Source organism: Streptomyces longisporoflavus (assembly GCF_014649775.1).
Lineage (GTDB): Bacteria > Actinomycetota > Actinomycetes > Streptomycetales > Streptomycetaceae > Streptomyces > Streptomyces longisporoflavus.
The window spans coordinates 70,289-88,764 of record NZ_BMTR01000023.1 but is presented as its reverse complement, the minus strand read 5'-3'; the positions used below and the strand labels follow the sequence as shown (position 1 = coordinate 88,764).

Genomic DNA, 18,476 nt, shown 5'->3' with positions numbered 1-18,476 from the left:
AACTCCCCACCCCGCTACGCCCCACAGCCTGCCTGCCGCCGCAGGACGGAACATCCCCGCGTCGGCAGGGAGGACGTCGAGCCTGCGGCTGACGGCATCGTCGCCTCCGGAACACTCCCGCGCCGGCGGGGAGGACTTCACCGGCTCGAAGACGAACCCGGCCTGCTCCGGAACACTCCCGCGCCGGCGGGGAGGACGTTGTCGCGCCAGATCTGCACGGCGATGGTCGCGGAACAGCCTCGAATCGGCGCACCAGGATCACCGGCCGGCCTGGGCCCGTAGAGCCGGCATCGCCGAGGGCGGCGTGCTGCCGAGCCGATTGTCTTCGGCCGGACGCATGGCGCCGCCCTCGGCGAGTCGAGCGTCAGTAGTACCCGTCAGGGTCGTCCGTCAGCGGTGTCCGTCAGGGGTATGAGACCCGCATGGTCTTGACCTCGCCGGAGGGCAGGGCCCAGCTGGCAGAGGCGAAGAGCTCATCGGCGCCGCTGCCGACGCGCATGGTCGTGCCCGACCAGTTCGTGCTGCGCCGCGTGCAGGACGGCTCGCACAGATCTTTGGTCTGGGAGTCGCCCGTGCCGTCGTGGACCCGGCCGACCCGGACCCACCGCGGCTCGATCCACTGGCCGGAGGCAGGCTTGACCACGATCTGCCCGCGCTCGTGCCGGTTCATGCGGTAGCTGCGTTCATGCCGGTTCACGCAGACCTCGCCCGCGCTGTACGTCACGCACCGGCCGGCGACCTTGGTCCACTTGCTCCACGACGCGCCCAGATACAGGGGCTCGCCGGCCGTCGTGGCCCGGGCGACATAGGCGCCCGCGGTCGTCTCGACCGGGGACCAGGCAGACGCCCAGGCCGTGGTCTTCGCGGTGCACCCGCCGGAACAGTAGTCCTTGAGGACCCCGTACATGCTCCACGAGTAGGCGGTCGGCGTGATCGACTGCCCGGCGGCGGGGGCGAGGGTCAGCCGCCCGCGGTAGCCGGTGACGGACCCGGAACCGGTGACCCGCTTCTGCACCTCGGCGCAGGCTGAGCCCGCGACTACAGTCTGGCAGTTCTTATCGTGGGCCTTCCATGTGGTGGCGGCTTCGGCGTTACCCGGCGTGACCGCGAGCGTGACGCCCGCGGCGGCCAGGGCGCCCAGTGCGGCGATGATTTTGCGCACAAATCCATCCAGGAGGTAAGGACCACCGAGTGCGTGGTCATCGTCGAGTCCGGTCGGTGACCGGCAATGCCCATGACGACCCGTGGGGTGATCCGGTTGCGGTTACCTGGAACCACCTCTGTCACCACTCCAACCGCATGCGTAGCTCCCGTACTGCCACCGCACGGTCGGGGAGCCGGCCCGCGGCAGGCGGCGGCCCGCGCACCCGCCGAGCGGAAAGAGGTGAAAGACGCCGCGCGGCAGCGACTGCCGGTACAGGCGCGGCATCAGTTCAAGAGGGCCGAGCCGGACCAGATCAAGCTGAGACCTGTGCCGGCGGCGAGGTCTGCGCGTAGCGTCCCGCGGGGGTCCGTCCGGTCAGGGATGCAGCCTTTTCACCATGACCGAGTAGAGCGGGGAATCGGCGAACGGCTGCTGCTCACCCGCCTTTTCGTAGCCCCACGTCTTGTACAGCTCTTGAACCTTCGGGTGGGTCACGTCGACCAGGAGGACCGCGAGGTCCTCGGTGCGATCCTCCAGTAGCGCTTCGTGCAGTCGTTGCGAGATTCCCTGCTTGCGCCAGCGCGGGCGCACCATGACCTCCGAGACGGCGAAGGTCGCGGTGTAGCCGTTGTTCGGCTGAAAAGCGGTGGAGCGCCACCATTCGCGTCCCGGCTGGAGCGGGGCGCCGTAGGCGAAGCCGGTCGGCTCGGCTTTCTCGTAGGCGACGATGCAGGAGAAGCCGTTCATCGCTGTCCAGTGGTCGGCGAACCAGGAGAACCGCTGGTTGAACTCGTCGTCCATGGCTGCGGCGTAGCAGTCGGCGTGTACATCGATCAGCATCTGCTTGAAGCCGTCCGGGAGGTTTCCTTGGCTGTAGTGCCGCAGGTCGATCACCGTGGTCACGCTCGACTCCATTCATCTCGCATACGGTCTGCCCAATTGCGGGCGTACGTCGTGGACGGCGCCAGCCGGAACAGGTCTCGGTGGAAATCTCCGATCAAGGTGCGCATGCGTCCTGGCAGCGGAGCGCCATCCATGATCGAAAAAACGGTGGCTGCGGTGGTGGTGGCCTGCTCCGGCTCCCCCTGCCGCAGCTGCGCGAGCGCGAGTTGGCAGGTTGCCAGGGCGCGGTTGCGTCGGAACTCTGGCGGGATCTTGGCCAGGGCGCGATGCGCCATCGCTTCGGCGGAGGCGAACTCGCCGTTGCGGTTGTGGATGACGGATGCGAGGTGGTTGAGCTCGGCCGGGCCGTAGAACGCCGTCCATCTCGGGCGCTCGTCCTCGGCGGCCTTTCCCAAGTTCTCTTGCGCCAGGCCGAGAGCCTTCTTGGCGGACTGGGGATCGCGCAGTGACGAATGGGCGAGAGCCAGACGTACGCGCCCCATGGAGCCGAAGAAGGGGTCCCTGCGAGCCGCTCTCGACGCGTTGGCGGCCTGGGCGGCTGCAAGCTGCTCTGACCAGTTGCTCCGCTGGTAGGAGAGCATCGCGAAGTTGACCCATACCCGCATCCCCGTGGGCGGGTCCTGGGACAGGCCGGCGAAGGTCGTCGACTCGTGCAGTAATCGCCGGGCCGTGTCCAGGTCACGCAGGTCGATACAGGACCAGGCCGCGATGGTCGTGTACTCCGCGGCGAGCGCGTACAGGGCGCGTCGCACTCTCTCGCTGGCGTTGCGTTGCTGGAGTTCCAGAACCTGAGTCCTGTGGTCGAGGGCTATGGTCTCCAGGGACGTGTGCCCGCCCTGGCGGTCGTCGGCTTCCACCAGTGCGGTCATTCCGGCGGCGGCACGGTTCACGTCCGACATGCCGACTGACCGGCGCTGTTTGAGGACAGGAGCAGCGGCGACTGCCGATCCGGTTGTTGCACCGATGAAGTCGCGTCGCCGCACGGGGGCCTCCGGGGGTTGTCGCATTGAGCTGGGGGTGCTGAATCCCAGTTCCGCCACGGGGCAGCCGAACACACGCTCAAGTGCCGCGCAAGTGCGGCCGATCGGGCGGCGGCTTGATCCGTTGAGCAGGTTCCGGACCGTGCGCGACGACATCTCCCCCGGCCGGCCGGTGATCTCCAGCAGCGCCGCATTGCACCGGGCAGCCAACTCGTCCTGTGTCACCCCGAGTTGATCCATCCGGCTCCGGAGGGTGAGGTTCGCTCCCATGCACCGAACGTAGTGCCGCCGCTACCGCGGCGCCCAGATCATAGGTAATGAGAACGTAAAGTCTTCCGGTCGGTGCGGGTGCACGAAACCGGAACTCTTCCTGTTGCTCCCCGTCCGGGGCTCGTTGACTGGGCATCAGCCGTCGAGCCGACTCCGGCGCGGCGGCCTGGAGGAGGGCCCTGTCTTTCGTCCCCCGCGAGGCTGGGCCCTTCGCGCCGGAGGGACAGGCCTGGTGACCATGACTGCCACAGAACCCCATGCGAACAGCACGCCCGACACATACACCGCTCAGCTGCCGTGCACGCCCGAGTCCGTGCGCCGCGCCCGCGCTTTGATCTCCAGCGCTCTGGAAGCCTGGGGCGTGGAGCACGTCCTGGGCGATGCCGGGCGGGTCATCGTGTCGGAGCTGATGACGAACGTGGTCCACCACACCAAGACCGATCTCACGTGGGTCGCCATCAGGCGTGGCGACCACCAGGTACACATCGAAGTCGCCGACAGTTCGCACCACACCCCGCACACCACGATCGCCAACAAGAGCGCCGAGTGCGGCCGAGGCCTGCTGCTCATCCACGAGTTGAGCTCGCTCTGGGGCTACGAGAAGCACCCCTGGGGCAAGGTCATCTGGGCCGTGCTGCGGGCGCGCGAGGTGAGTAAGTGGTGAACACCGCAACGATCGTTCCCAAAGCCACCGGCCGCGACGTCCCGCAGCGGGCCTCTCCGCTCCGCAGCGATGATCTGCGCTTCGTACTGGTCCAGATCATCGCCCGGACGCCGCTCGACGGCGCAGCGATCTGTCACGGCCCCGACACAGCGGTCGGCAATCAGACACCACCGCCCGCTGTCACAACCGCGGACCTCGACCTCGCCCGGCGTCTGGCCTTGGCCGTCTCGGGTCTGGTCGAGTCCCGCTCCATCAAGGACGGCGGGTGATGAGTAGCCCGCACGTCTATCCGCCGGCGCCCCTCACGATCGCGCCCGCGCAAGAGGCTTACGACTACGAACTCTTCGAGCAGCGGCTCGCCAACCCTTGGCTGTTGAAGAAGAGCATCGCCGTGCGGGCCTTGCGCATGCCGTTCCTCCTTGTCCCCGTCGGAGGATCGCGGCAGGGCGGGTACTTCTCCGTGCCCTACCTCCACCTCGGCCTCCTGGTGCGGGACCTCGTTCTTGCACAGCCCGGCTTCCCCGACCCGCGCCTGCGATGGTCGCCCTACCCGGACACCTGCCACATCGTCGAGTGGGGAGCAAGACCACCGGCGTACCGGGGCCCTGTCGACGACATCACCCTGGGACGCTTCTACGGCTACAGCGAACAGGCGATCGCCCGGTTCGTGAACCGCGCCGCCAGCACCCCGCGCACTCCGCAGCCGCCCTCGCCGGCGCCCCCGCCCCGCTCCCCCGCAGCTCCGTAGAACCGCCGACGAGGGCACCACCTGCCCCAACCGCACGACCGACAGGAAGAGCAACGCCCATGTGCCAGCACACGCCTCCGTGCCCCGCGGCTGATCAGCCGGACCGCGACGCGGCCATAGTCCTCAGCCGGGACGACGTCACCGGCTGGACCAGGCTCTGCAACGGTGTCATCCGCTTCGACGACACCGGTGAACTGCTCCCCGACAACAGCATCGTGGCCCCCTGCCGCCCCCTCGCCACAGCGGGAGCCGCCCCGTGAACACGACGAAGCACGGTGTGGTCCCCTACATCACCGCGCGCGAGGGAGAAGAGGCCGACAGCTTCCTGGCCCTGCGCGCCGCCTTCGACGACGCGGGCCACTCGCGCCTGGCCTACTGGGACGAGGTACGCGAAGACCGCGACGTGCGCGGCGTGCTCTGGGCGCGGGTCTCGCAGTCCATCGCAGCGGACCGGCTGCCGGCCGGCGTACCGAAGTGGCGACTGGTCCACCCCGCCCGGCAGCGCGAATGCATGCTCACGCTCCGCTGCCAGGTGTGCGTCGATGACGCCCGCACACCCGAGGGAATCCTGTTCCTGGAAAGCAAGAAGGACGGCATTTTCACCTCGAGCACGACCATCCGCACCGCCCAGCCCCCGCTGTGCCGACGACACGCCCGCCTGGCCGCGAAGCGCTGCCCCTACCTCGCAGCCCACGGACACGTCGCGCTGCTGGCGCAGAGCGCTCCCCTGTACGGCGTCATCGGAACACCGCACGCGTACGGAGCCAAGGGCATCAAAGTCCTGGCGGCCGACGACACCCCCGTCCCCTACGGAAACCCGGCCCTGCGATGGTTCCTGGCCTCGCAACTCGTGCGCACCCTGCGGTCGTTCCGGGTCGTGGACCTGGACGACTTCATCCAGGCCGCCTGGCCGGAAGGCCTCTGAGACAGCCGCTCGGTGAGCCGGAGGAGCCATGCCCTGCTCATCGAGCGGCAGAAACACCAGCGGCAGGTAAGTTCGCCAGCGTGCGGCTTCGCCCGCCACCAAGCACCCCACCCGGTAATCCACCAGTCTCACAATGAGTTGCGGCCTCGGCGCTTCCACTGCGGAACTCGCTCCGAATGCCTACCTCCCCGTATACCCTGCCCACCGCCGCGGCCGCGTCCGATTCGGCAACCAACGCAGACGTGAGTGCATGCTGCGCATCAGCCCGCCCACGTCTTGGATAGGCGTGTTGCTGGTCAGGGGCACGTCTTTCAGCGTCGCTGGGAGCGATCCCTGCTCCCAGAGCGGGGAAAATCGGCATACAGGTTGAAGGAGGGCTACATACCGCATCATCCTTGGCGCCATGAGTCTCGTTTCCGCCTCCTTGGACGTGCCCGTCACGGGCGACTACGCGCGCAACTGGGCACTTGTCGATGTGGAGACCTCCGGGCTCGTAGCCCGGAGGGACCGGGTTCTGTCGCTCGCGGTGGTAACGATCGGCGCGGACGGCGAGCAGACCGGGGAGTTCTCCACGCTGCTCAACCCGGGATGCGACCCGGGGCCGGTGGACGTGCACGGGCTGACCGCTGAGCGCTTGCAGGGCGCGCCGACTTTCGAGCAGGTCGCCGGACAGATCGGGGCGATGCTCCAGGGCCGGGTCCTGGTCGCCCATAACGCTCAGTTCGACTACGAGTTCCTGGCCCATGAGTTCGCCCGCGCTCGGCTGTGGCTGCCGGTGTCCCAGCGGCTCTGCACCCTGGCCCTGAATCGTCAGGTGGATCCGCCGACAGACGACATGAAGCTGGGCACGCTGGCCGCCCACTACGGCATACCGCAACAGCAGGCGCACGACGCGTTGGACGACACCCGGGTGCTGGCCGGGATCTTGCGGGCGTCGCTGCGGGAGGCGGCGCGGCTTGCTCTCCCGTTGCCGCTGGTGAGCTGCCCTCCTCGAGCGGAATCCTCGTTCACGCCGAAGCCGCCCAAGACTCCTTGCGGCTATCGCAATCCGGGACGGCTTCCTCCCGGTAGCCCATTGCTGCAGGGGATGAAGATCGCGATAACCGGTGACACCACCCACGCACGAGCGGAACTGATCGGCCGGGGCGTGGCCGCCGGGCTGAACATGATGACTTCTGTCAGTCGGCACACCAGTGCACTGGTCACCAACGAGTCGACGCTTCAGTCAGCGAAGGCCCGGCGTGCGGCCCTCGAAGGTGTGCCGGTCATCGACGAGGACACCTTCCTGCGGTTGCTGGCCGACGTACAGGTCGGGACAACTCATGAGGCGCCCGGCGCAGTAGTGGTCGTCCCAGCGGCTGACGCTGAGGCGGCACAGGCCCGGACTGTGGAACCGGTGTGCACCGAGATCCCCGCCCCAGCCGGCCCGGGAGCCGCCTGCCCGACGGCCGCCCTCAGCGAATCCGTCCCCGCCGCGCGCCGACGAGAACTCTCCGGCGAGACTGTGGAGGCACCACTGGCAGGGCACCGGGTGCTGGTGCTTGGCGGTATCCATGCTGATGCTGCGGCAGCTCGCACCCGTGTCGTCGAACTCGGTGGGTCCGCAGCAATCAACCTGTCCGCCAGCGTCACCGACATCGTGCTTCTGCCGGGCGGGGAGGCAGACCGGCGCATGAGCCGCATCACCGCCGTTGAACTCCCGGTGCACGATCCGCACTGGCTTACCTCCCCGGCCACCGCCGACCAGGACGCGGTGACTGTTCGGCTGCAAGAGCCGCAGGTGATGCCGAGGGGCGGCGTTATCAACCTGCCCAAACCACACAGCGCATCCGCACCCGAGTGGCACGTCACGGCCAGCTGGGCTCCGCAGACCGACTGCGAGATCGACGTCGTCGCGTTCGTCCTCGACGAAGACGAACAGGTCACTTTTGACGAGGACTTCATCTTCTACGGCGCCCCGGAGAGTCCCGCCGGTAACGTCCGGCTCCTCACGGGCGGTCCCGCTGAACAGTCCATCGCCGTCGATCTCGCGTCCCTGCCTCCCTCGAGCCGCAAGGTGGTCGTCGCTGCGGCCATCGACGGCACCGCCACCTTCGGCACCGTCGGCGCGATCCAGATCGGTGCCGCCCCCGGCAGCAGTGGAGCACCGCTCGCCCGGGCCACCCTGGACGCCGCCACCACAGAACGCACCATGCTGCTCGCAGAGATCTATCGCCGTGGTCCGCTCTGGCGGCTGCGCGCCGTCGGCCAGGGCTACGACCACAGCCTCGATGCCCTCGCACAGAGATACGGCGTCGACATCGCCGACTGAACCCAGCGTCTCTTGGTCAGCCGCCGGTCCTGCTGCGGCTGAGCTGGAGCCCCACTGATCGAGGCCGCGATGCGGAGATGGCGTGGTGAGTTGACGCTAGAAATGATCAGTGCCGAACACGATGACTTCTCCGCATTCCTCCGCGCCACCCGGTCCTTACTGGTTCTAACAAAAGCGGTTGATCATGTGACTCTTGGCGCGTCGGCTCGTTGGTCTGGTTGTGGCGAAACGTCAGTCGCGGCCATGGATCGTGTCGGATGAACTGTGGTCGCTCATCGAGCCGTTGCTGCCCGAACCGGGACCGAAGCTGGTGCAGGGCAGACCGCGGGTGCCCGATCGACAGGCCCTGTGCGGCATCTTGTTCGTGCTGCATACCGGCATCCAGTGGGAGTATCTGCCGCAGGAGCTGGGCTTCGGCTCGGGAATGACCTGTTGGCGACGCCTGGCAGCCTGGAATGATGCCGGCGTCTGGGACCAACTCCACGTCGTCCTGCTGGAGAAGCTGCGCTCGAAGAACCAGATCGACTGGGACCGGGCGGTGATCGACTCCTCCCACGTCAGGGCAGCTCGCAAAGGCCCAAAAGCGGGCCCAGCCCGGTCGACCGCGCACGGCCGGGCAGCAAGCACCACCTAATCGTCGACGGCCAGGGCATCCCGCTCGCAGTGACCCTGACCGGCGGAAACCGCAACGACGTCACCCAACTCCTGCCCCTGCTCGACAAGATCCCAGCCGTCGCGGGACGGGTCGGCAGACCACGCCGACGCCCTGAAGCGCTTCTCGCCGACCGCGGCTACGACCACGACAAGTACCGCCGCCTGCTCTGGCAGCGCGGCATCCGGCCCGTGATCGCGAAACGAGGCGAGCCACACGGCACCGGCCTGGGCATCTTCCGCTACGTCGTCGAGCGCACCATGTGCGCCACGTGGCGCTCTGCTTGTATCCCCGGTTCAGCCGGGAGGAACTCGGAAGGAGGTTCCTGGGCCAGATGACTTACCTGGATCCGAAAGGTGAAGGGAACAACAGCATGTCAGAAAACCAGTGACCGGGCTCAGTTGTCAGGGACGGTGTGCTGAGTGGCCCGCGCGATATGGCGAAGGCTGGATTGCTTGAAGCCTAATCTCCAGAAGATGCAAGTTCCCATCCGTCGGAAAGGCGACTGAAACCGGCGCCGTGCTCTGCATTGGACCGATCGTTATCCGGTGCACTTCCGGAGCGCGGAGCGATGCCCAACGAGGGCATTCAAGGAGATGAGTGGGACGCCTACGTCGCGCTATGACGTACAGCAGAGACGAACGTGGGATCGCCTACGGGACGCGAGTCCTATGGCGACGGAGGCCCCGTAGTAGTCGCCGGAGCAACGCCCGGCCAGGGAGGGCGGGAAAGCCGTCCGCAGGGCGAAGGGGGCCAGGTGATTCGGACGCCCGAGACTCGGGAGGTATGCGAAATGCAGAGCGCCGAAACGGTGCTGGGTGTCCTGCGTGAGCGCGGCAGGCGTGGTCTGTCGTGTGACGAACTGTATCGGCAAATGTCCAACCCGCAGATATATCTGCTGGCTTACGGGCGCATCTACGCCAACCATGGCGCGATGGCACCTGGAGTCACGAAGGAAACAGTGGACGGCATGTCCCAGCGGAAGATCGGACGCATCATTGATGCGATGCGCCACGAGCGTTACCGGTTCCGTCCAGTACGCCGTGTGAACATCCCCAAGAAGAACGGGAAAACGCGGCCACTGGGGCTGCCGACGTGGTCGGACAAGCTCGTTGGTGAAGTGGTGCGCCTCCTGCTAGAAGCGTATTACGAGCCGACGTTCTCCAGCCACTCTCACGGGTTCCGGCCCCGAAAGGGATGCCACACCGCCTTGCGCGAGGTGGATCACACCTGGACCGGAACCTCGTGGTTCGTCGAGGGAGACATCGCCGACTGCTTCGGGAGCCTTGATCATGAGGTCCTGCTCTCGATCCTAGGCGAGAACATTCACGACAACCGCTTCCTTCGGCTGGTGCGCAACATGCTGACGGCCGGATATGTAGAGGACTGGAGGTGGGGAGCCACGCTCTCCGGAGCGCCGCAAGGAGGGGTGGCTTCTCCGATCCTGTCCAATATCTACCTGCACAAGCTGGATAAGTTCGTCGAGAAGGTTCTCATTCCGGAATACACCCGAGGGGAACGCCGGGCTCGCAACCTGGAATACCTCATGGTGGCCAATGTGCTGGCACGGGCACGCCGGCGTGGCGACAGGGCAGAAGCCCGAAAACTGCGTCAGCAGATGCACAGCCTGCCAAGCTCCGACCCGGATGATCCGGAGTACAGGCGACTGCGCTATGTCCGTTACGCCGACGACCACTTGCTCGGGTTCACCGGACCGAAGGCCGAAGCCGAGGAAATCAAACAGCGTCTGGCCGAGTTCCTGCGTGATGAACTCAAGCTGGAACTCTCCCAGGAGAAGACGCTGATCACCCATGCCAGAACCCAGGCGGCACGGTTCCTCGGCTACGAGATCACCACTCAGCAGAACAGCAGCAAAGTCACCCGCGGCCGACGAGCGGTCAACGGACAGATCGCGCTGCGAGTCCCACTGGATGTGATCAAGGCCAAATGTTCCCCGTATCTTGATCGCGGAAAACCCGCGAAGCAACCGGCCCTGTTGAACAGCGACGACCACGCTATTGTCGCCACCTTCGGGACCGTCTATCGGGGGATCGTCCAGTACTACCTGTTGGCCGGGGACGTCCACCGGCTGCACCGCCTGCGATGGGTCATGGAGACCTCGATGCTCAAGACCCTGGCAGGAAAGCACCGTTCAACGGTTTCGAAGATGGCGGCGAAGTATAAAACCACCTTCGAAACACCGAACGGGCCTCGCGTCGCTTTCGAAGCCCGTATTGAACGGAAGAACAGGAAGCCGCTGGTTGCACGGTTCGGTGGTATTCCACTCCAACGGCAACGGACGGCAGAAGTCGTCGACTGTAAGCCGGTTCGAGTCGACTATCCGCAGAAGGAACTCGTCGCGAGACTCCTTGCGGACACGTGCGAGATCTGCGGGAGCAGGGGCAACGTTCAAGTACACCACGTCCGTGCACTCGCCGACCTTGCGCATGCCGGATGGCAGCCTTCTGACTGGGCGCGCGTCATGCTTCACCGACGCCGCAAAACCGTTGTGGCTTGCGACACTTGCCATGATCGGATCCATTCAGAACGGCCTGCTAAACCACTCACGCAGTAGTCACTGGAGAGCCGGATGACAGGAAACCGTCACGTCCGGTTCGGCGGGAGGCCGTGCGGAAAAGGACTCGCCTTCGGCGGGCACCTCGCCGCGCGGCCCACCCATCCGCCTGGCTGCACGGCTTTCGACGGCTGCGGATCCGCTGGGAGCGACGCGACGACATCCACGAGGCCTTCCTCGGCCTCGCCACCTGCCTGATCACCCACCGACACGTCCAACGTCTTTGTTAGGACCTCTTAGCGGCGTGCGGGCATCGAAAGTGCGGCGCCACGCACGGCTCATCACGTCAGCGGATCGCTGACCCGCCGCGCACTCCGGGGAACTCGTAGACGGCACGCCCGGTTTCCGACACAAACAGCGTCGAGATGGACCGTACAACGATCCACTCAACTGCGTTCAACGGAGCGGGCGTTCATGTATTGAGCGGGTCCATGGAGCGGAACGAAAGGCTCGCCCACCCGCAGCCCGGGACAGAACATGGCTCCCCCGTCACTCCGGCGTCTTGGAGGTTCAGTGAGATCCATCGCCCGACAGGGTCTTGCAGGCCTGGTGAGCCTGCTCGTCCTGTTGTCCGTCCTGTCCGCCGTTCCCGCGTCCGCGGCCCCCCGTTCCTTGACGGTCACCACCGACAAGGGACGCGTCGCGGGGGCCTCGGCGGACGGCGTCGACCGGTTCTTCGGCATCCCGTACGCGGCGCCACCCGTCGGCTTCGGGCGCTGGCAGCCTCCGGCGCCCGCCGCCGCCTGGACCGGCACCCGCCCGGCGGCATCGCCCCGCCCGCACTGCCTCCAGTTCGGTGGCGACAGCGGCGCGGGCATGAGCGAGGACTGTCTGTACCTGAACGTCTACACGCCCTCCCACCGGACGAACCGGCCGCTGCCGGTGATGTTCTGGATCCACGGCGGCGGCTTCTCCTTCGGCTCGGGCGAGACGGAGGACGCCTCGCGGATCGCCGAGGCCAACGACGTCGTGGTCGTCACGATCAACTACCGCCTCGGCGTGTTCGGCTGGCTCGATCTGCCGGGACTGAGCAAGCAGGGCGCGGGCAACTACGGCCTGCTCGACCAGGAGGCGGCGCTGCGCTGGACCCAGCGCAACATCGGCGCCTTCGGCGGCGACCCGAGCCGTGTGACCATCGGCGGCCAGTCGGCGGGCGGCCACTCCGTCTGCGCGCTCCTGGCCTCGCCGCCGGCGCGCGGTCTCTTCTCCGGCGCGTTCATCCAGAGCGGTGGTTGCCCCAGCCACACGGCCGAGCAGGCCGTCGCCCGGGGCAGGAAGTACGCGGCGGCCGCCGGCTGTTCGAACGCGTCCTGCCTGCGCACCAAGCCGGCTGGTCAATTGCTGGCCACCAGCGGGGGCTTCGTCGGCGGCGTCCTGAGCGGTCCGCTCCCCGTCTCCGGCGGCCCCGAGCTGCCGCTGCCGCCCAGCCAGGCCGTCCGCACCGGCAAGGCCGCGAACGTCCCCCTGCTCATCGGCCACACGCGCGACGAAGTACGACCGTGGTCACTGCCGTTCGCGCGCGCGACGAAGGCGCAGTACGAGCGGGCGGTGCGCATCGAGTTCGGGGCCCAGGCCGACGCGGTGCTGGCGCACTACCCGTTCAGCAAGTACGGCGACTCGTACACGGGGACGTACGCCTTCAGCGCGATCTGGGGCGACAGCAGTTCCTTCTACGGGCTGGGAGGCTGCCAGTACCACGCCCTCACGGGGCAGGCGGCGAGACGCCAACCCCGCACGTACTTTTATGAGTTCGACGACCCGCACCCGCCCGTCAGCGGCGGCGTGCCGGCCGGTTTCGACCCGGGCGCCTCGCACGGCGCCGAGATGCCGTACTTGCTGCCCTCGGCGCTCTCGAAGCAGCTGACTCCCGCGCAGCAGCAGCTGTCCGGTGAGATGGTGCGCTACTGGGGCTCGTTCGTGAAACACGGGGACCCGGCGACGGCGGGGCTCACCGCCTGGCCGTCGTACCGGGCCGGGAAGTACATGTCGCTGCTGCCGGGCGGTGCGAGCAAGGCGCTCCCCTCCTCGGCGTACGCGACCCAGCACCAATGCGCGTTCTGGAACTCGATCGACTACGACTGGCTTCCCGTCGATCCGGGTCAACTCGCCGCACACGCAGGCGTTTCGCAGTCCTGACCCGGCACCAGTCCTGAGCCCGGCAACGGGAACGGGCCCCCTCCGATCGGAGGGGGCCCGTTCCCGTACGTCAGGTTCTACGGTCCTACTTCCCGGTGCTTTCCATGTCGAGCACGATCTTCCCGACCGCCGCGCCCGTACGCAGCCGCTCCACCGCCTCGCCGAGCGCGTCCATGCCGTACCGCTCGTACGGCAGCGACAGCGCGCCCGAGGACAGGTCGGGGAGGAGGCGCAGTACCTCGGGGGCGACCTCCTCGCCGCGGCTGATCATGTTGACCGGGAGGAGGGAGACATCGGCGAGGAAGAAGTCCGCGAGGTCCAGCTTCAGCTCGCGGCCTGCCGTGTAGCCGAGGAGCGCGGCCCGGCCGCGCGGACGGACCAGGGTGAGGGCGTTCCGCAGGATCTGGCCGCCGACCGTGTCGATGAGTACGTCGGCCTTGCCGCCGATCGTCTCCTCGGAGAGGTCCGAGGCGAGCAGCGCCTTGGCTACGCCGGGTACGTGCGCGAGCTTCGCCGGGCGGCCGACCGCGCCGATCACCTCCGCGCCGGCGCGCGCGGCGAGCTGTACGGCCATGGCGCCGACCGCGCCGGACGCGCCGGTGACCAGGACCCGCTCCCCCGGCCGTACCTGGGCGATCGCGTGGACGGTGGCCCATGCGGTGCCGACCGGCGAGAAGTAGATGCAGGCGAGGGCCGGGTCGGTGCCTTCGGGCATGGGTTCCGCGGCGGCGTCCGGCACGAGGGCGTGTTCGGCCCAGGCGCCGTCGCGGTTCAGGCCGAGCCCTTCGCCGCGCAGCCGGACGAGGGCGCCCTCGGGGTGCGTGTCCGAGGCGACGACGTAGCCGCTGCCCTGGGTGCCGGGGATGAAGGGCAGCTCGGGCAGGATGCCGAACTGTCCGTCGAGGATGTTCAGGTCCAGGTGGGCGACGGTGGCCGCCGCCGTCCGGACGAGGGTGTGGCCGGGGCGCGGCTCGGGCACGGCCCGCTCCCCGAGGCGCGGCAGGGTGCCGAACTCCTCGAGGAGCAGGGTGCGCGAGGTGGACGAGGTGGTGCTCACGTGCGGTGTTCTCCGTTCTTCCCCCGTGCCCTTCCCCCGTGTCTTTCTCCCGTGCGTCGTTGCGCCTTACGCGTTGATCACTACACCCCCCGTTTACACCTTAGCTCCATACTTGTGCAGTACACGCATCGCGATGACGCGCAGGATCCGGTCGTAGACCAGGCCCAGGATTCCCAGAGTGATGATGCCGACGAAGACCCAGTCGATACGGCCGTAGTTGCGAGAGGTCCAGATCAGGGAGCCGAGGCCTACCTGGGCGGCGACGATCTCGGCGGAGACGATCGTCAGGAAGCTGTTGCCCATGGCCAGGCGCGCGCCTGTGAGGATGTACGGGACGGTGGACGGCAGCACGACGCGCTGGAGGATCTGGCGGCGGCTCGCGCCGAGGCTGGCCGCGGCCCGCAGCTTGTTCTCGTTGACGGCCATCACGCCCGCGCTGGTGTTGAGCGTGACGATGAACACGGCCGTATAGAAGATCAGGACTACCTTCGACGTCTCGCCGATGCCCAGCCATACCACCGCCAGCGTCACGAACGCGACCGGCGGGATGAAGCGGAAGAACTCGATGTACGGCTCCAGGAGCTGGCGGACGATCCTGATCTGCCCGATGAGCAGGCCGACCGGGGCGCCCACCACGACGCCGAGGCCCCAGCCGATCAGGATGCGGCGGCTGGAGGCGATGACCGAGTTGCCGAGGGTGCCGTCGGCCGCCAGTTCGCGGTCGGCCGACAGGGTCTCCTTCGGGGAGGCGACCAGCGAGGGGCCGTACTTCATGGCGATGAGCTGCCAGACGCCGAGGCCGATCAGGACGGCGAGGACGTACAGGCCGACCGTGCGTAGGCCCTGGGGCCCCGCGGTGGTGGTGCGGCGCGGGCGGGTGCGGGGGCGGGCCGGGGCCGTGGGATCCGTGGCATCCGTTGTGGTGATCGTCATGCGCCCTTCGCCTCTCGGTCGAGCCGATCGTCGAGTTCTTGACCGTCGAGTCCTCGGTCGTCGAGGCCCTGGTCGCGCATCGCCTTGCGGACCTCTTCTCCGATGTCCTCGCGCAGCTTGGTGCGCAGCCGCAGGGCGGCCGGGTCGGACTCGTCACGCGGGCGTGGCAGGTCGACCTCGTACAGGGACTTGATCGAGGCGGCGGGGCCGGCCGTCATGACGGCTATCCGGTCGGCGAGCAGGATCGCCTCGTCGATGTCGTGGGTGACGAAGACGACGGTGCAGCCGGAGGCCCGCCAGATGCGGGCCGTCTCCTGCTGCAAGACCTGCCGCGTCTGCGCGTCCAGCGCGCCGAAGGGTTCGTCCATGAGGACGACGCCGGGTTCGTTGGCGAGGACGCGGGCGATCTGGACGCGCTGGCGCATGCCGCCGCTGAGCTGGCCGGGGTAGCGGTCGGCGCAGTGGCGCAGACCGACCAGGCCGAGGAACTCGTCGGCCACCCGGTTCTGCTCGGCGCGGGAACGGCCGCGCATGCGGGGCCCGAAGGTGACGTTCTGCTGCACCGTCATCCAGTCGAAGAGGGCCTCGCTGCTCTGGAACACCATGCCGAGGTCGGGGTCGGGGCCACTGACGGGGACGCCGTCAGCGGTGAGTGACCCCTCGCTGACCTGGAGGAATCCAGCCATCGCGGACAGCAGCGTGGACTTGCCGCAGCCGCTCGGGCCGAGCAGACAGAGGAACTCACCGGCCGGGATGTCCAGGTCGATGCCCTGGACGGCGCGGAAGTCACCGAAGGAGATCCCGGCGTCTTCGACGCGCAGGGCGGCGCCGCGACCGGCAGTCGGCTCCGTACGGGCACCAGTACGGATACCAGCACGGGGCGTACGGGTACCCGTACGGGGCGCTGTCACCTTGGTCATCAGGACCCCTCCGTCTTCTTGGCGTTCTCGGCGCTCTCGGGGTTGGCCGTGAGCCAGCCGCGCTGCACCGCGCGGGCCACGTCCGGGCGGGCCTTGACCTTCCCGGTGCCCAGGTAGAACCGGGCCGTGTCGTCGTAGGCCTTCAGGTCCTTCGCGGTGAAGTCGCGGACGCCGAAGTCGATCTCCTTCACGGCGTTCAGGGTCTGGGCCGTGGGGATCTTCGCGGCGTCCTTCGTCGCCTTCGCCGCGGCGTCCGGGTCGCTCTCGACCTTCTCGGCGGCTTCCGCGAGGGCCGCGGCGACCTTGGCGGCCGTGCCCTTGTTGTCCTTGAGCCACGGGGAGGTGGACAGCAGCCAGTGCTGGTAGCTGAGGCCGTAGTCGCCGGTGGTCTCCAGGATGCGCGCGCCGAGCTCCTTGCCCTTGGCGGGCCACGGCTCCCACAGGACGTACGCGTCCATGTCGCCCTTCTTCGTAAGGGCGGGGATCTCGGCGGGGTCCGACGTCACGAACTCGACCGAGCCGGGCTTGACGCCCTTCGACTCCAGGAACCGGGTGGCGGCGAGCTCGGACAGGCCCGGGACGACGGCCATCTTCTTGATCTGCTGCGCGGACTTCACACCGGGGCCGAGGACGACCTTGAGGTAGCGCCCGGAGTTCTCGTACACGAGGAGCGAGCGCAGGTCCGGGTTCTGGCCGAGCAGGCCGATGGTGGTGGCGTCGGAGTTCCCGGCCATCTGGACCTGTCCGGCGTTGAGGGCGTCGACGCCTTCGCCGCCCTTGGCGAACTGGACGAGGTCGACGTCGACCCCGTGCTCGGCCCACAGCCCTTCGGCGTCGGCCAGGTAGAACGGTGCATACGAGGCGTCGACACCGACGGCGATACGTATCTGGGGGCGGCCCTCCCCGCCACCGCCGGAGCCGGGACCTGCCCCGGCGTCGGTGGTGCCCGCGCCGCACGCGGTCAGCGAGAGGAGTGAGGCGGCAAGGAAGGCGGTGCCGGTGATGCGGTGGACGGGGCGGGATTTCGGGCCGGACGCAGTCTTCATGGTCACCTCGGGTCTGGGCGCTTTTCGGCAGGTCATCGGGGTGGGGGTCCGCGAGTTGGCGCACGCTACTGCCGGTTTGCCGGACGATGCATGCGCGGCGGTCCGCTCAGCGGGACAGCGGGGAAATGGTGTGTCGCGGGCGATCACCGGGCGTACCGGTCGTACCAGCCGCGCAGCAGCACCGTGTCGAGGTCGGGCGCGTTCTTGATGAGCTTCTGCTGGAGGAGGAAGTCCGCGATCCGGCGCGCGGAGGTGACGTCGGCGGAGGTCAGGGCGCGGGACTTGAAGGAGATCTCGCCGACGGCCTTCTCCGTTGCGGTGACGGGGAGTTGGGCCTGTTCGTGGGCGGCGAGGGCGGCGGCGTGCGGGTCCTTCGTCACGAGCCGGTCGGCCTCCGCGACCACCTTGAAGATCTTTCCGGCGAGCTTCTCGTTCTCCTTCAGCCACTTCTGGTCGGCGAGGAGCCACTGCACGTAGGTGACGCCGAAGTCGCCGACGGAGCCCGCGAGGTGGCCGCCCGCGGCGACGCCCTTGCTCACCCAGGGGTCGAACAGGATGTAGCCGTCGATGTCGCCGCGCTGGAGCATGGTGGGGATCTCCTGCGGCGCGCCCTGCTGGATCTTCACCGATTTCGGGTCGATGCCGTGGTGCTGGAGGTACTCGTGGGTCGCGTACAGGCCGAGGCCCTGGATCGAGCCCATCGTTTTGATCTGCCGCGGCGAGGTGATGCCCTTGCGCAGGACGACCTTGAGGTAGCGGCCCGAGGACTGGAAGGCGCCGAGGGCGCGCAGCCGTGGATTGCCGACCATCTGCGGCAGGGCGGTGGAGTCGGCGTTGGCGGACATCTGCGCCGCTCCGGCCGTGACGGCCTGGGCGGCGGCGGGCCCACCCTCCACCTTCATCAGCTGCACGTCGAGGCCGGCCTTCTTGAACATGCCGCGTTCGGCGGCGAGATACAGCGGGGCGTACGAGGCATCGACGCCGAGCGCGATCCGTACGGTCGGGCTCGCGCCGCCCGCGGTTCCCGCCGAGTCAGTGGTGCCCGCGCCACAGGCGGTGGCGAGGAGAAGGGTGAGTAGCGTGAGGAGGGCGGCCGCCGGGCGCCTGCCCGTGCGGTGGTGACGGAACATCGCGACCTCCGGGTCGGAGTGCTGTCGAGGTGGCGGCACGCTGGCACCCCGTAGGTCCCGCGGACAGCACGGTGTCCCGTCT

16 protein-coding genes and 2 pseudogenes are annotated in these 18,476 nt (G+C 68.1%); 10 read left to right on the top strand and 8 right to left on the bottom strand.

Features of this window, described 5'->3' with window-relative positions; translation table 11 throughout:
• Positions 1-403: 403 nt before the first annotated feature.
• The 3 genes from IE226_RS34375 to IE226_RS34365 form a co-directional block, all read right to left on the bottom strand.
• Entirely contained in the window at positions 404-1,162 is a 759-nt protein-coding gene (locus tag IE226_RS34375) for a hypothetical protein (RefSeq protein ID WP_190085372.1), read from the bottom strand.
• Between the two features lie 357 nt (positions 1,163-1,519).
• Entirely contained in the window at positions 1,520-2,047 is a 528-nt protein-coding gene (locus IE226_RS34370) for a GNAT family N-acetyltransferase (RefSeq protein ID WP_229871710.1), read from the bottom strand.
• Positions 2,044-3,297, bottom strand: coding sequence for a helix-turn-helix domain-containing protein (locus IE226_RS34365; RefSeq protein ID WP_190085370.1), 1,254 nt, complete (start codon positions 3,295-3,297; stop codon positions 2,044-2,046). The genes IE226_RS34370 and IE226_RS34365 overlap by 4 nt, the downstream gene beginning before the upstream one ends.
• A 238-nt stretch (positions 3,298-3,535) precedes the next feature.
• On the opposite strand from IE226_RS34365, the gene IE226_RS34360 reads away from it, so the two are divergent.
• From IE226_RS34360 to IE226_RS34310, 10 genes and pseudogenes are all read left to right on the top strand, one after another.
• Positions 3,536-3,961, top strand: a complete 426-nt coding sequence (locus IE226_RS34360; protein ID WP_190085369.1) for an ATP-binding protein — start codon at positions 3,536-3,538, stop codon at positions 3,959-3,961.
• Positions 3,955-4,230 (top strand): hypothetical protein, encoded by a 276-nt coding sequence (locus IE226_RS34355; RefSeq protein ID WP_190085368.1) that lies wholly within the window; start codon positions 3,955-3,957, stop codon positions 4,228-4,230. Before IE226_RS34360 ends, IE226_RS34355 begins: the two co-directional genes overlap by 7 nt.
• Positions 4,230-4,709 (top strand): DUF6302 family protein, encoded by a 480-nt coding sequence (locus tag IE226_RS34350; protein ID WP_190085367.1) that lies wholly within the window; start codon positions 4,230-4,232, stop codon positions 4,707-4,709. Before IE226_RS34355 ends, IE226_RS34350 begins: the two co-directional genes overlap by 1 nt.
• Positions 4,710-4,768: 59 nt before the next feature.
• On the top strand, positions 4,769-4,969 hold the full coding sequence (locus tag IE226_RS34345) for a DUF5999 family protein (RefSeq protein WP_190085366.1): 201 nt from the start codon (positions 4,769-4,771) through the stop codon (positions 4,967-4,969).
• Positions 4,966-5,634 (top strand): hypothetical protein, encoded by a 669-nt coding sequence (locus IE226_RS34340; RefSeq protein WP_229871709.1) that lies wholly within the window; start codon positions 4,966-4,968, stop codon positions 5,632-5,634. Before IE226_RS34345 ends, IE226_RS34340 begins: the two co-directional genes overlap by 4 nt.
• A 403-nt stretch (positions 5,635-6,037) precedes the next feature.
• Positions 6,038-7,945, top strand: coding sequence for a TerD family protein (locus IE226_RS34335; RefSeq protein ID WP_190085365.1), 1,908 nt, complete (start codon positions 6,038-6,040; stop codon positions 7,943-7,945).
• A gap of 214 nt (positions 7,946-8,159) precedes the next feature.
• Positions 8,160-8,857, top strand: a pseudogene (locus IE226_RS44325) (IS5 family transposase); the annotation flags it as partial.
• A 533-nt stretch (positions 8,858-9,390) separates the two neighbouring features.
• The gene (locus IE226_RS34320) at positions 9,391-11,172 is read left to right on the top strand and encodes a reverse transcriptase/maturase family protein (RefSeq protein WP_190085363.1); all 1,782 of its coding nucleotides are present in this window, start codon (positions 9,391-9,393) and stop codon (positions 11,170-11,172) included.
• Between the two features lie 107 nt (positions 11,173-11,279).
• Positions 11,280-11,402, top strand: a pseudogene (locus tag IE226_RS34315) (IS5/IS1182 family transposase); the annotation flags it as partial.
• A gap of 283 nt (positions 11,403-11,685) precedes the next feature.
• Positions 11,686-13,308 carry a carboxylesterase/lipase family protein gene (locus tag IE226_RS34310; RefSeq protein WP_190085362.1) on the top strand — a complete coding sequence of 541 codons (1,623 nt, stop codon included), beginning with the start codon at positions 11,686-11,688 and terminating at the stop codon, positions 13,306-13,308.
• A gap of 85 nt (positions 13,309-13,393) precedes the next feature.
• On the opposite strand, the gene IE226_RS34305 is transcribed toward IE226_RS34310, so the two are convergent.
• The 5 genes from IE226_RS34305 to IE226_RS34285 all read right to left on the bottom strand — a co-directional run bounded on the left by IE226_RS34305 (position 13,394) and on the right by IE226_RS34285 (position 18,433).
• A complete protein-coding gene (locus IE226_RS34305; RefSeq protein WP_190085361.1) occupies positions 13,394-14,365 on the bottom strand; it encodes a quinone oxidoreductase family protein in 972 nt (323 codons plus the stop codon).
• A 93-nt stretch (positions 14,366-14,458) separates the two neighbouring features.
• On the bottom strand, positions 14,459-15,298 hold the full coding sequence (locus IE226_RS34300; protein WP_190085360.1) for an ABC transporter permease: 840 nt from the start codon (positions 15,296-15,298) through the stop codon (positions 14,459-14,461).
• Complete coding sequence (locus tag IE226_RS34295) at positions 15,295-16,218, bottom strand: ABC transporter ATP-binding protein (RefSeq protein WP_229871708.1); 924 nt, start codon at positions 16,216-16,218, stop codon at positions 15,295-15,297. Before IE226_RS34295 ends, IE226_RS34300 begins: the two co-directional genes overlap by 4 nt.
• Entirely contained in the window at positions 16,218-17,264 is a 1,047-nt protein-coding gene (locus tag IE226_RS34290) for an ABC transporter substrate-binding protein (protein ID WP_190085359.1), read from the bottom strand. Before IE226_RS34290 ends, IE226_RS34295 begins: the two co-directional genes overlap by 1 nt.
• Positions 17,265-17,407: 143 nt before the next feature.
• Positions 17,408-18,433, bottom strand: a complete 1,026-nt coding sequence (locus IE226_RS34285) for an ABC transporter substrate-binding protein (RefSeq protein WP_229871707.1) — start codon at positions 18,431-18,433, stop codon at positions 17,408-17,410.
• Positions 18,434-18,476: the final 43 nt, after the last annotated feature.

What these genes read in the sequence shown, in the direction of transcription:
- IE226_RS34365 (WP_190085370.1), bottom strand. Translation starts at nt 3,297, where the DNA reads ATGGGAGCGAACCTCACCCTCCGGAGCCGGATGGATCAACTCGGGGTG.
- IE226_RS34360 (WP_190085369.1), top strand. Translation starts at nt 3,536, where the DNA reads ATGACTGCCACAGAACCCCATGCGAACAGCACGCCCGACACATACACC.
- IE226_RS34350 (WP_190085367.1), top strand. Translation starts at nt 4,230, where the DNA reads ATGAGTAGCCCGCACGTCTATCCGCCGGCGCCCCTCACGATCGCGCCC.
- IE226_RS34345 (WP_190085366.1), top strand. Translation starts at nt 4,769, where the DNA reads ATGTGCCAGCACACGCCTCCGTGCCCCGCGGCTGATCAGCCGGACCGC.
- IE226_RS34335 (WP_190085365.1), top strand. Translation starts at nt 6,038, where the DNA reads ATGAGTCTCGTTTCCGCCTCCTTGGACGTGCCCGTCACGGGCGACTAC.
- IE226_RS34320 (WP_190085363.1), top strand. Translation starts at nt 9,391, where the DNA reads ATGCAGAGCGCCGAAACGGTGCTGGGTGTCCTGCGTGAGCGCGGCAGG.
- IE226_RS34300 (WP_190085360.1), bottom strand. Translation starts at nt 15,298, where the DNA reads ATGACGATCACCACAACGGATGCCACGGATCCCACGGCCCCGGCCCGC.
- IE226_RS34295 (WP_229871708.1), bottom strand. Translation starts at nt 16,218, where the DNA reads ATGACCAAGGTGACAGCGCCCCGTACGGGTACCCGTACGCCCCGTGCT.
- IE226_RS34290 (WP_190085359.1), bottom strand. Translation starts at nt 17,264, where the DNA reads ATGAAGACTGCGTCCGGCCCGAAATCCCGCCCCGTCCACCGCATCACC.